The 13,009-nt window shown below is 64.5% G+C and carries 9 protein-coding genes and 1 pseudogene; 8 read left to right on the plus strand and 2 right to left on the minus strand.

All coding sequences use genetic code 11. The annotated features are described in order from the left end of the window. The first annotated feature begins 24 nt into the window (after positions 1 to 24). From nirB to HLH45_RS15005, 5 genes are all read left to right on the plus strand, one after another. Positions 25 to 2,442 carry a nitrite reductase large subunit NirB gene (nirB, locus tag HLH45_RS14985; protein ID WP_029819406.1) on the plus strand — a complete coding sequence of 806 codons (2,418 nt, stop codon included), beginning with the start codon at positions 25 to 27 and terminating at the stop codon, positions 2,440 to 2,442. Then, positions 2,439 to 2,807 (plus strand): nitrite reductase small subunit NirD, encoded by a 369-nt coding sequence (gene nirD / locus HLH45_RS14990; protein ID WP_008575400.1) that lies wholly within the window; start codon positions 2,439 to 2,441, stop codon positions 2,805 to 2,807. Before nirB ends, nirD begins: the two co-directional genes overlap by 4 nt. After that, the gene (locus tag HLH45_RS14995; protein WP_008575401.1) at positions 2,804 to 5,614 is read left to right on the plus strand and encodes a nitrate reductase; all 2,811 of its coding nucleotides are present in this window, start codon (positions 2,804 to 2,806) and stop codon (positions 5,612 to 5,614) included. Before nirD ends, HLH45_RS14995 begins: the two co-directional genes overlap by 4 nt. An 81-nt stretch (positions 5,615 to 5,695) precedes the next feature. Beyond that, on the plus strand, positions 5,696 to 6,442 hold the full coding sequence (cobA, locus tag HLH45_RS15000) for a uroporphyrinogen-III C-methyltransferase (RefSeq protein ID WP_008575402.1): 747 nt from the start codon (positions 5,696 to 5,698) through the stop codon (positions 6,440 to 6,442). A gap of 786 nt (positions 6,443 to 7,228) precedes the next feature. Next, a complete protein-coding gene (locus tag HLH45_RS15005; protein WP_005916070.1) occupies positions 7,229 to 7,486 on the plus strand; it encodes a KGG domain-containing protein in 258 nt (85 codons plus the stop codon). Between the two features lie 81 nt (positions 7,487 to 7,567). Here the strand turns inward: HLH45_RS15005 and HLH45_RS22005 are convergent. After that, positions 7,568 to 7,768: pseudogene (locus tag HLH45_RS22005) on the minus strand (hypothetical protein). A gap of 367 nt (positions 7,769 to 8,135) precedes the next feature. Between HLH45_RS22005 and HLH45_RS15010 the strand changes: the two are divergent. The 3 genes from HLH45_RS15010 to HLH45_RS15020 all read left to right on the plus strand — a co-directional run bounded on the left by HLH45_RS15010 (position 8,136) and on the right by HLH45_RS15020 (position 10,699). Continuing rightward, positions 8,136 to 8,645 carry a ferritin-like domain-containing protein gene (locus tag HLH45_RS15010; protein ID WP_008575404.1) on the plus strand — a complete coding sequence of 170 codons (510 nt, stop codon included), beginning with the start codon at positions 8,136 to 8,138 and terminating at the stop codon, positions 8,643 to 8,645. Positions 8,646 to 8,746: 101 nt separating this feature from the next. Next, entirely contained in the window at positions 8,747 to 9,667 is a 921-nt protein-coding gene (locus tag HLH45_RS15015) for a M14 family metallopeptidase (RefSeq protein ID WP_008575405.1), read from the plus strand. 333 nt (positions 9,668 to 10,000) lie between these two features. Beyond that, complete coding sequence (locus HLH45_RS15020; protein WP_008575406.1) at positions 10,001 to 10,699, plus strand: DUF1349 domain-containing protein; 699 nt, start codon at positions 10,001 to 10,003, stop codon at positions 10,697 to 10,699. A gap of 130 nt (positions 10,700 to 10,829) precedes the next feature. Here the strand turns inward: HLH45_RS15020 and HLH45_RS15025 are convergent, their stop codons facing one another. Next, positions 10,830 to 12,641, minus strand: coding sequence for an EAL domain-containing protein (locus tag HLH45_RS15025; RefSeq protein ID WP_008575407.1), 1,812 nt, complete (start codon positions 12,639 to 12,641; stop codon positions 10,830 to 10,832). Between the last annotated feature and the right edge of the window lie 368 nt (positions 12,642 to 13,009).

Below are 13,009 nucleotides of genomic sequence, written 5' to 3' on the forward strand. Positions count from 1 at the left end.
AGACTCGTCGTCATCGGCAATGGCATGGCCGGTATCCGCACCGTGGAAGAACTGCTCAAGCTGATGCCGGGCATGTACCACATCACCGTGTTCGGCGCCGAGCCGCATCCCAACTACAACCGCATCCTGCTCTCGCCGGTGCTGGCCGGCGAGCAGGAATTCGACGACATCGTGCTCAATCCGTTGCAGTGGTATCAGGACAACGGCATCCACCTGCATTTGAACAAGGAAGTCACGCGCATCGACCGCGTGCGCCGCCGCGTGATTGCGGCCGATGGTACGCAAGCCGAGTACGACCGGCTGCTGATCGCCACCGGCTCGGTGCCGTTCGTGCTGCCGATTCCCGGTAACGACCTGAAAGGGGTGATTGGGTATCGCGATATCCAGGACACGCGCACCATGATCGATACCGCGCGTACCAAGCAGCACGCGGTGGTGATCGGTGGTGGGCTGCTCGGGCTGGAAGCGGCCAATGGGCTCAAGCTGCGTGGCATGGAGGTGACGGTGGTGCATCTGGCCGGCTGGTTGCTGGAGCGCCAGCTCGACCCGGTGGCCGGCAACCTGCTGCAACAGGCCCTGCGCGCGCGTGGCCTGCACTTCAAGCTGAGCACCGCCACCAGTGCGCTGCTGGGCAATGCGCAGGGCGAGGTGATCGGGGTGAAGTTCGCCGATGGCAGCGAGATTCCCGCCGATCTGGTGGTCATGGCGGCCGGCATTCGCCCGAACACGCGTCTTGCCGAAGAGGCAGGGATTCATTGCTCGCGCGGCATCGTGGTCAACGACAGCCTGCAAAGCTTCGACCCACGCGTGTACGCGGTGGGCGAGTGTGCAAACCATCGCGGCATTGCCTACGGCCTGGTCGCGCCGCTGTTCGAGCAAGCCAAGGTCTGCGCAAACCACCTGGCGCAGTTCGGTATCGGCATTTACCGCGGTTCGGTGGCATCGACCAAGCTCAAGGTCACCGGCATCGACCTGTTTTCTGCCGGTGATTTCATGGGCGGCGACGGCTGCGAAGAAATCGTGCTCTCCGACCCGGCCGGTGGCGTCTACAAGAAGCTGGTCATCCGCGACGATGTCCTGGTGGGCGCGTGCCTGTACGGCGATACCAGCGACGGCGGGTGGTACTTCAAGTTGCTCAAGGACGGCACGCCGATCCAGGCGCAGCGCGATCAACTGATCTTCGGCGAAAGCGCGCTGGGCGATGCCGGCACCGGTGGCCAGGACCGCGCCAGTGCGATGGCCGACAGCGATGAAGTGTGCGGCTGCAATGGCGTCTGCAAGGGCACGATCGTCAAGGCGATCAGCGAGCAAGGCCTGTTCACCGTGGACGAGGTGAAAAAGCACACCAAGGCGGCCAGTTCGTGCGGCTCGTGCACCGGCCTGGTCGAGCAGATCCTGATGAATTGCCTGGGCTCCAACTTTCAGGAAACCCCGAAAACCAAGGCGGTATGCAGCTGTACCGACCTCAGCCACGGCGAGGTGCGCCGCGCCATCCGCGAGCACAAACTGCTCACGCATGCACAGGCCTATGCCTTCATGGAATGGCGCACACCCAACGGTTGCGCCACCTGCCGGCCGGCAATCAACTACTACATGCTGTCGACCTGGCCACATGAGGCCATCGACGATCCGCAGTCGCGTTTCATCAACGAGCGTGCGCACGCCAATATCCAGAAAGACGGCACGTTTTCGGTGATTCCGCAGATGAAGGGCGGGGTGACCAATGCCAGCGAGCTGCGCCGGATTGCCGATGTCGCCGACAAGTATGCGGTGCCCATGGTCAAGGTGACCGGCGGCCAACGCATCGATCTGCTTGGGGTCAAGAAGGAAGACCTGGTCGACGTGTGGCGCGATCTGGGCATGCCCTCCGGCCATGCGTACGGCAAGTCCATCCGCACGGTGAAAACCTGCGTGGGCAGCGAATTCTGCCGCTTCGGTACCCAAAACAGCACGCAGATGGGGATCGATCTGGAAACCATGCTCGCCAACATGTGGAGCCCGCACAAGGTGAAGCTGGCGGTGTCCGGATGCCCGCGCAATTGCGCCGAATCCGGCATCAAGGACGTGGGCATCATCGCGGTGGATTCCGGCTGGGAGATCCATATCGGCGGCAATGGCGGCATCAAGACCGAGGTGGCACGCTTCCTGGTCAAGGTGGCCACCGCCGACGAAGTGCGCGAATACACCGGCGCGTTCCTGCAGCTCTACCGCGAGCAGGCGTATTACCTGGATCGCACGGTGCACTACATCGCGCGGGTAGGGCTGGATTACATCCGTGCGCAAGTGGTGGACGACGCCGCCAACCGGCGTGCGCTATACGAGCGCCTGCTGTATTCGCTGGAGGGTCTGGTCGACCCGTGGAAGGCGCGTATCGCCGGCGAGCGCCGACAGGAATACCAACCGCTGCGCGTTGCGGCGCCGGCCGCCACGGTGGAGCAATGAGCATGCATAAGCCGCCTGCCTGGATCCGCATCTGCGCTTTGCAGGAATTGCCCGCATTGGGCGCACGCGTGCTGGAGATCGAGGGCATCGAACCGATCGCGTTGTTCCGCACTGCCAGCGACCAGGTATTCGCGCTACGCGACCGGTGCCCGCATAAGGGTGGACCGCTGTCGCAAGGGATTGTTGCCGGCGACACCGTGACCTGCCCGTTGCATGGTTGGGCCATCGCGCTGCAGAGCGGGCAGGCATGTGCGCCGGATGTAGGTTGCGCGCCGCGCTATCCGGTGAAGGTGGAAGCCGATGCGGTATGGATCGTGTTGCAGCCGGTGACCGCGCCGGATGCCGTCGCCGAGCCCGCCGTATGAGCGAAGGCCTGCAGCATCTGTCGAGCGACGAAGCCGCGCAGCCGCAGGCCGCGTTACCGATGCACCGCATCACGCGTTCGACCTGCTGCTATTGCGGGGTGGGCTGCGGTGTGCTGATCCACAGCGAGCATGCCGCCGATAGCGAACGCATCGTCGGCATCGAAGGCGACCCGCTGCACCCGGCCAATTTCGGGCGCCTGTGCAGCAAGGGGCTGGCACTGCCGCAGACGGTGGCCAGCACGCAGGGGCGTGTGCTCCAACCGCAGCTACGCCGTCATCGCCAGGCGCCGCGTACCGCAGTGGGTTGGGAGCAGGCACTCGACCATGTGGCCCACAAGCTGGCCGCCATCATCCAGGAGCATGGCCCGGACGCGGTGGGGTTCTATCTCTCCGGGCAGCTGTTGACCGAAGACTATTACGTCTTCAACAAGCTGGCCAAAGGCCTGCTCGGTACCAACAACATCGACACCAATTCGCGGCTGTGCATGTCCAGCGCGGTGACCGGCTACAAGCTTGCGCTGGGTGCCGATGGCCCGCCCACCTGTTACGACGATCTGGAGCTGGCGCACACCGTGCTGTTTGCCGGCAGCAACATGGCCTATGCGCATCCGGTGCTGTTTCGCCGGCTGGAAGAGGCACGCGCGCGCAACCCCGACATTCGCTGGATCGTGATCGATCCGCGGCGTACCGACACGGCGGCCATGGCCGATCTGCACCTGGCGATCGAGCCCGGCACCGACGTCGCCTTGTTCAACGGCATGCTGCATCACCTGATCTGGGAGGACCTGGTAGACGCGCGTTTCGTCGCGGCACACACCGAGGAATTCGATGCCCTCAAGCGGATGCTGCGCGAGTACACGCCGCGCATGAGCGCCGAGATCTGCGGCATTGCGCACGAGGATCTGGTGCAGGCGGCCGAGTGGTTCGGGCGCAGCCCTGCAGCGTTGTCGCTGTATTGCATGGGCTTGAACCAATCCGTGCACGGCACCGACAAGAACCTGGCCCTGATCAACCTGCATCTGGCCACCGGGCAGATCGGCAAGCCGGGCGCGGGGCCGTTTTCGTTGACCGGTCAACCCAATGCGATGGGCGGACGCGAGGTCGGCGGCATGGCGACCATGCTGGCGGCGCATCGCGAGATTGCAAATGCCGACGACCGCGCCGAACTGGAACGGCTGTGGGGCGTGCCAGCCGGGCGAATCTCGCCAACGGCAGGCGCACCGGCCGTGCAATTGTTCGAGCGGCTGCGCGCGGGCACGCTCAAGGCGGTGTGGATCGTGTGCACCAACCCCGTACATTCGATGCCGGAGGTTGCCGGCATTCGCGCCGCGCTGGAAAACGCCGAATTGGTGATCGTGCAGGAGGCCTTTTCCGGTACCGACACCGTGCCGTATGCCGACGTGTTGCTGCCGGCCGCCAGCTGGGGCGAGAAGGACGGCACGGTGACCAACTCCGAACGCCGAATCACTCGCGTGCGCAAGGCGGTGGAAGCACCCGGGCAGGCACGTGCGGATTGGTGGATTGCCAACGAGGTGGCGCGCCGGCTGGAAGCGCGCCTGGCACCAGTGCGCGGGCAGGGCCTGTTCGCATTCAAGCACCCTGCGCAGATTTTCGACGAGCATCGCGCGCTCACGATTGGCCGCGACCTGGATATCGGCGGCCTGGATTACGCGCTGCTGGATCATGGCCCGCAGCAATGGCCGTTTCCGGCAGGCAGCACGCAAGGGCAGGCCCGGCGTTACACCGACGGCGTATTCGCGCACGCCAACGGGCGTGCACGCTTCCACGCCACGCCGTATCGCAAGGTGGCCGAAGCCACTTCGGCACGGTTCCCGATGCGGCTGCTCACCGGACGCCTGCGCGACCAGTGGCATGGCATGTCGCGCACCGGGCGGGTCGCGGCGGCATTCGCGCATAGTCCCGAGCCGGCGCTGCGCATGCATCCAGGCGATGCACAGCGGCGTGGGCTGGTGGCCGGCGAACTGGTGCAGATCGCAAGCAAACGCGGTGCGCTGGTGCTGCCGCTGGAACTGTCGGACGAACTGCGCTCGGGCACGGTGTTTGCCCCCATGCACTGGAGCGGGCAGAGCCTGTCCAGCGGCGGCATCAACGAAGTCAGCACGCCGGCAGTGGATGCGCGTTCGCAACAGCCCGAACTCAAACACACGGCCGTGCGGGTGGAAAGGATCACGTTCGGCTGGCATCTGCTGGCGGCGCGGCGTGGGGATGCACTCGCCTTGCAGCAGGCATTGCAACCGCTGTTGCGCGACCGCGGCTATGCCTCCCTGCGCCTGCATGCCGAGCCATCGAGCGGCACCAGGCGCCGTGCAGCCGGGGATTGGGTCGTGTTGCATGCCGCCTGCGAACGCGCACCCGATGCCAGCTGGATGGATCGCCTGGTCGTCGCCTTGCAGCTGCCGGCCGGCGCGGATGTGCTGGAGTACCGCGACCTGCGCCGCGGGCTGATGCGCCGCGTTGGCTGGCGCATGCAAGACGGGTATCACCATATCGACGGCGTGCTGCTCACTGCCGCGCAACCCGGCGACGCCGATCGCTCGTTGCTTGCCACCGCACTGGCCGGTGAACCGTGGCGGGGTGCGCGGCTGTCGGTCTTCGCCCATACCCACAGCGCACCGAGCGACCCGATTGTGTGCACCTGCATGCATGTCTCGGCCGCCGCGATTCACGCGGCCATCGACGACGGCGCCGATGTTGCGCAGCTCAAGCAACGCCTGGGCTGCGGCACCGTGTGCGGCTCCTGCGTGCCGCAACTCACTCGGCTGTGCCGGCAAACGCGGCTTGCGTGAGTGCACCTGTCCTCTGAATGCACCGTCCCTCCACACCCAACGAGAACTCCCATGTCAGTCACACCTTCCTGCGCACGTGATGTGGTGTTGTTGTCCGCCGGCCCGGGCGACCTGGAATTGCTCACCATCAAGGCGGTGAAGGCCCTGGCGTCGGCGCAGGTGCTGCTGCTCGACGATCTGGCCAACCCGGAGATCGTCGAACTTGCACCGCAGGCGCGCGTGATCCGGGTGGGCAAACGGGGCGGATGCCGTTCGACACCGCAGGAGTTCATCTGCCGGCTGATGCGTCGCTACGCGTTGCAGGGCCTGCGCGTGGTGCGCGTGAAGGGGGGCGATGCGCTGCTGTTCGGCCGCGCTGGCGAAGAGATCGCCTTTCTGCGGCGTGCCGGCGTCGGCGTGCAGGTGATCAACGGCGTGAGTGCGGCCTTCGCTGCGGCGGCCGCACTGGAGGTCTCGCTGACCCATCGCAGCCATTGCCATGGCATCACCTTCGTCACTGCGCATACGCACGACCACGGCGAACCGAATTGGGGTGCGCTGGCGGCCAGCGGCACGACGCTGGGTATCTACATGGGCCTGCGCCGCGCGGATGCGCTGGCCGCTGCATTGCTGGCGCATTTGCCGGCCAGCACGCCCGCCGCCATCGTGCAGGCCGCCACACGGCCGGAGCAGCAACGTCGCCTCACCACCTTGGGCGAGCTGGGGATGACAGCCGCCGCGCTGCCACCGGGCCTGCCGACCTTGTTGCTGGTGGGCGGTGCTCTGTCCGAAGCTGCGGCAGCGTGCGACGACCGCGATGGGCCGATGGTGGTGCAGGCCGTGGGGTGAGGCGGCGCACCACCGCTGACGCGGCTGCGGGGCAGGGCGATTCGGACTCACGGTTGCCGCCCGACATGGTGCGTGCGCGTCCGGAGACTGCTTGCCCAGCCTCTGGCGCAGCCGCATCCGGGCGTGGACGGCACGGCACGGCTAATGGTTCCGGCCCGGCGTCAACGTCGGCCAGTGGTACCCACTTGCACACAACCGCTAAGTCTTTCGCAAGGCGGGTAGCAACGCCTGAGGCGTTGATGGCGCATCAGTGCGTGCCCAGATCCACGCGCAGTCTGTGTGCGGGCCTTGCCTGTTTCAACCTGTGGCTGCGCCGCTGTCTGGCAGTCCAGTGGCGAATTGGCCGGGCGATCTGCGGCATCGGCAGCACACGCCTTGCGAGGCGCTGCGCACGCCGACACCGGGGCAACTGGCGCACGCAGACGATGAGTGAGCTGTACGCAGACGGCTGTTCCCGCACCGTGCGTCGCAGCCGGACTACGCGAGATTGCAACACACCTGCATCAGGGGCGGGCGCTTGGTCCAGGCATAGCGGCTGATCCCTGCGGCGCCTGCGCAACCCGTCCAGCGGCTGCAGACGGGTTGCGCCCCGTGATAGCGCTATCTACCTAAGAGGTAGGCCGAATCGTCCGGCGATGCGAAGGTGTGCAAGATTTGCGCAGCGAGCGCAGCCGTTTTTTCCTGCATCCATCCGCAATGCACCGCGGAGCCTGCCTTTCCGGGTTGGCACGAATGTTGCGGTTAGCCCAATACCCAGGCGTAACCGAAGCATCGAGAGGAGGCACAGTGGAAGACGGACAAAACACGACCCGTAGCCGGCGCGGCTTTGCCGCATTGGATCCGGAGAAGCGCCGCCTGCTGGCGAGTAGCGGCGGCAAAGCCGCGCATGCCAGCGGCAATGCGCACGAATTTACCAGCGACGAAGCGCGCGAAGCTGGCCGCAAGGGTGGCCAGGCCGTGAGCCGCGATCGCGATCACATGTCGCGGATCGGCAGCAAGGGCGGGCGTTCCAAGCAGGCCAAGCCGCAGGAAGAATCCGCTTAATCCAGCCATCGGCGCGCCATGGCGCGCCGGTTTGGGAGCGAATCTTGCGGAAGGCTGGACACAGGCGCTACGCCCATGCGGCTAGCGCCTGTGCTGTTTTCGGTTTGAAGCAAGCCGATTGCTGCACGCGGTAATGCGCAATCGATTGCAGATTTTTGCACGCCGTCATCGTGCGTGATGGCCTGTGCACCTGGAAAGATTCATGAGCGCCTGCTGTGCGACGCATCAAGCGCATGCGAGAAATTTTTGCAGTCGTGCATTGATGTCCGACATCGATTGCATGGAAAAATTTCACTCCAGCCACGATGCCGTTTCCAACATCGGCAGGATTTGCAGCCCACCCGGTTTGGGGCTCACCTGCGCCACGGCGGCATGAAGCGTCCCCACCATCGCTCGCAGGGCCCCGGGGCCTTAGATGGTCAGCGCGGTCAGTGACCCACGCATTGCATGCAGATCCCTCAGCGATCGCCGCGCAGATCCTCAGTTCCGTGCGACGACATACAGACAGGCTGTGGAAGGCGGAGCCGCCAGTGCCTCCGCGTCATGTCAATGCCACGTAGACGTCGCACGCAGCGTTCACTTGGAACAGTCACATCTTTCATCCGCGCCGCTGCAGGCTGGACATATCGCAAACACACAGGAGAACCCCATGGCCGAACCCCAAGAAAACCTGATGGACTGGCTGCGCGATGCGCATGCGATGGAGCAGCAGGCCGAGCAGATGCTCAAGGCCCAGGCTGCACGCATCGAGCACTACCCCCAGCTCAAAGCCCGCATCGAGCAGCATCTGGAAGAGACGCTGGGGCAACAGCGCCTGGTCGAGTCGTGTATCGAGCGCCTGGGCGGTTCGCCGTCGATCATCAAGGACGCGATGGGCAAGATGGCCGCGTTCGGGCAGGCAATGGGCGGCATGACCACCTCCGACGAAATCGTCAAGGGTGCCATGGCCAGCTATGTGTTCGAGAACCTGGAGATCGCGACCTACACCGCCTTGCTGGGTGCCGCCAAGACGGTGGGCGATACCGAAACGCAGCGCGTGTGCGAGCAGATCCTGCCCCAGGAACAGGCCATGGCCGATTGGCTGTTGGCGCATCTGCCGGAGTTGACCGAAGAGTTCCTGGTCCGCGACGCCACCCCAGGGGTCACGGCGAAGAAGTAAACATCAGCGACGCAGGTTTCATCGGCCCCGCAGCGCGGGGCCTTTTTGCTTCTGTGCGCAGAGCGCTTACCCTTGGCGGCTCCTTCGCACCGGTGTCTGCAATGACGACAAACCCAACGTATCCGATCGGCACGCCCGGGCAACCGTGGGGTGAGCCGGAACGCGCCCTATGGCGCGCACGCCAGCTGCAGCAACGCAGCTATGCGGAGGATGTCGTGCAGCAGGTCGCCGCACTGGCCGAACAGTACGAGCGCGTGCAGTACGGCACCATTACCCATGCGCAAGGGGAGTATCCGTTGCTGGCACTGCGCAGCGCGCAGTGGGACGACAGCCTGCCGTGCGTGTTGGTCACCGGCGGCGTGCACGGCTACGAAACCAGCGGCGTGCAAGGTGCGCTGCAATTCCTGCAACAGCGTGCTGCCGACTACGCAGGCAAATGCAATCTACTGGTGGCGCCGTGCATCAATCCCTGGGGCTATGAACGCATCCAGCGTTGGAATGCCGATGCAGTCGATCCGAATCGCGCGTTTCGCCGCGACAGCCCGGCCGAAGAGTCGGCTGCGCTGATGCGGCTGGTGGCCTCGATTTCCGGCCGAATGCTGGTGCATATCGATCTGCACGAAACCACCGATAGCGACGAGAGCGAGTTTCGCCCGGCGTTGGCGGCGCGCGACGGCGCGGTGTTTGTGCCGGGGAGCATTCCGGACGGGTTTTACCTGGTCGGCGACAGTGAAGATCCGCAGCCCGCCTTCCAGCAAGCGGTGATCGCAGCGGTGGCCGAGGTAACGCGTATCGCGCCTGCCGATGCGGATGGGCAGCTCATCGGTGCACCGGTGGTGGGGCATGGGGTCATCAATTATCCGGTGCGGCGACTGGGCTTGTGCGCCGGCGTCACCGATGCGCGGTATCGCACGACCACCGAGGTCTATCCGGATAGCCCACGCGCCACACCCGACCAATGCAATGCTGCGCAGGTGGCGGCAATCTGCGCGGCAATCGATTACGCACTGGCGCAGCACTGAGGGCAGGGCACCTGGAGCAGCTAACAAAACGACTGCACAGCCGCCAGGCCCACCTGACGACTGTTCGCTACGTTTGTTGGCCGCTCTTCGGCGCCACGCGGCAGGGTTGGCCGGCAAATCGCTTTACGTCGCGCGCCCGCAATTGCCCGCGCGGACTCGGGCCTGGGTTTTGCGGCGACGTCGCATGTATGCGGCCCATCTGCACGGCTGCGCATCGTCGAAGCACGAACCGGCGCCTTGCCTGCATGGCGAACAGAGGAGGGGCCGCACCCATGCGGCCTTGCGCGTACAGCACGTAAACTACGCGTTCATAAGTCGCAGGAGCGCAGATCCATGCAACACGATGCATTCAATGGCGCACGCAGGCGGGTGTTGGCTGGCATGGTCGGGATGACGCTCAGTGGTGGCGCGTTTGCACAACAGAACAATCCGAGGAAAACCATGGCGCAGGACAGCAGCTGGCACGCCGGAACCTGGCTCAACCGGCCGAAGACACTCGATATCAACGGCGACACGTTGGATGTGGTGACCGACCAGGCGACCGACTTCTGGCGCAAGACGCATTACGGATTCACCCGCGACAGCGGGCACTTTCTGGGCATCAAGGCGGGCGCAGGCTTCACCGCGCAGCTGCGTGTGCGCGCGCAGTACGAAGCCTTGTACGACCAGGCCGGCATCATGGTGCGCGTGGACGAGCAGCACTGGGTCAAGGCCGGGATCGAACTCAGCGACGGGCGCGCCATGCTCAGCAGCGTGTTGACCAACCCGGTTTCGGATTGGGCAACTGGGCCGTACGAAGCCGACCCCAAGGATTTCTGGATCCGTGCCACGGTTGCCGATGGCGTGCTGCGCCTGCAGGTCTCTGCGGATGGCCGTCACTGGCCGCTGGTGCGGCTGTGTCCGTTTCCGCCGGCAAGCGCCTATCTGGTCGGACCGATGTGCTGCACGCCCGAGCGCTCAGGTCTGAAGGTGCGGTTCTCCGATTGGGCACTGAGTGCTCCGCTGGGTAAGGACCTGCACGATCTCAGTTGAGCGCTAGGAGCATTGCTGCATTGCAGGCAGCAGGTTGGACGTGCATCGCATCGCAAGGCATGGCGCATGCATCCGCACGGCGCGGCGTGGTGCGGTTGCCTGTCCGGCGCATCCGCGCACCGCCGCGGCTCTACGGCAGACGCTGCAGCGCCCCGGTTTGTTTGACGTAGTCGGCCACCAGATGCGCCTCCATGGGTTTGGCGAGCAGATACCCCTGCGCCTCATCGCATCCCCAGCTCCGCAGCAACGCAATCTCATCGGCGTGCTCGATGCCCTCGGCCACGGTGCGATAACCCAACGCGTTGGCCAGGCGCACCACCGCCTCGGCGCGCATCTGCATGCCGGTTTTGGTGGCGATGCCAGTCACCAGCGACCGGTCCAGCTTGAGCACATTGACCGGCAACTCGGTGAGATAGCCGAAGTTGCTATAGCCGGTGCCGAAATCGTCGATGGCCACGCTCACGCCTGCATCGCGCAGCGCGCGCAGCCGCGGCACCGCTTCGACATTGCTGCGCAGCCAGCGGCCTTCGGTGATTTCCAGTTCGATGCATGTGGTGGGAATCGCCAGGTCCTTGCAGCGGTTGATCACATCCGCTGCCAGGTTGATGTTGCCGAAATCGCGCGACGACAGGTTGATGGAGATGGAAAAATCCAAGCCCTGGGTACGCCATTCCGCCAGCTGTACCAAGGCGCTTTCGATCACCCAATTGGTGACCGTGCACATCAGTGCGGTTTTTTCGAAGAGCGGGATGAACTCGTCGGGACCGATCGGGCCGAGGCTGGCGTGATGCCAGCGCAGCAACGCCTCGAAGCCGGTCACCGATAAGTCTTCAAGGTTGATGCGTGGCTGGAACACCAGCCGGAAATCGCCGGCTTTCAGGGCCTGTTCGGCATCCAGCGCCAGGCGGTACGAGCGTTGAATCGCATCGTCGTGCGAAGCGCTGTACCAGCACACGATGGCATGGTTGTTGATGGCATCGCCCAGCGCCACCAGGCCCTTGCGCATCACATCGTTGGTGTCCGGCTGCTGCGGGGCGAAGCGCACCACACCGGCATGAAAGGTCAGCGACATCGGTACGCCGGCGGCATCCACCGGCTTGTGCAGCATGTCGCGCAGATCCAGCAGCAGGTCTTCCATCTCGTCCGGCGCGGAGTTGAGCAGAAAGAACGCAAAGCGCATCGAGGCCACGTGGTAGACGGTGGCCTTGCCGCGCAAGGCGCGGGTCAACACGTAGCTGGCGTGGCGAACCAGCTCTTCCAGCGGCTGCATGCCCAGCGCCTGGCGCGCCTCATTGGCGGCCTGAGTGTCGTAGACCTCAATGAACGCTGCAATGGTAGGCACGCTATGGCTGCCGAAGGCGAGGGCGTCCAGATCCGATTGCAGCTGACGCGTATTGAGCAAGCCGCTGTGCGGCTCGCGTCGGCCCGCACCGAACTGCAGTTCCAGCTGTGCGGCAGCCACGTTGGCGAACATCAGCAGTTGCTGATGCTCCTGGCTTGCCAGCCGGCGCTCGCGCGTGTCGATCACGCACAGGGTTCCGGAAATTCCTGTCTGCGGCGCACCCACGGGCACGCAGGCGATGAAGCGCGCGGGCAAGCCGGGGAACGCGGCATCGCCGAGTTGAATTTGCGCAAGCGTTGCATGCTCGATCAACTCGGTCACGCCATTTGGCGCTGGCGGAACCTGCTGGCACAGCTCCATGGCCTGTTTGACATGACTGCTGCTGATGCCACGCGCTGCCAGCACACGCAGGCGCCCGCCCTCCGTGATGGTCAGCGCAGCAGCCGGCGCCACCAGGGCATGGCAGAGCAATCGTGCGATTTGCTCCAGGGGCTCCATGCCGCCCAAGTCGATCGGCACGCCTGACCAGTCGAAGTGGCGATCCTGCGGTTTGTCGTCCGGGGCAAGCGTCATGGCATCGGGTTCCGTGTCGAAGATCACACACTGCACCGCTACTAGAAACAAACCGAGGTCATCGATAGGTGACGGAAACTCCACGAACTACGTGTCGAGCCAATCACTTTCGATTTTTTCTGCAAACGTCGAGCAGCCTGGCAGTCCCGACAATAAACCATGCTGTTGCGCTCGCGATATACAAATACCGCACTCCACTGTCCGCTGTCGACTACAAAATGGTCTTAATCTCTAAAGCAAACTCCGAAACTGATTAGCACCCTGCTGGAGGGTGTGTCGGGCTTTGCAACGCAGCAAGTTTCGTTGAACGCGATTGTTATAAGTCACAGTTGCCGGCCCAGCTCAATTGCGCATCAGTCTGCTTTATCAAGCTCGGGCTCATCCGTTCAAATCAC

The sequence above is a fragment of the Xanthomonas euvesicatoria genome (assembly GCF_013112235.1).
GTDB lineage: Bacteria > Pseudomonadota > Gammaproteobacteria > Xanthomonadales > Xanthomonadaceae > Xanthomonas > Xanthomonas euvesicatoria.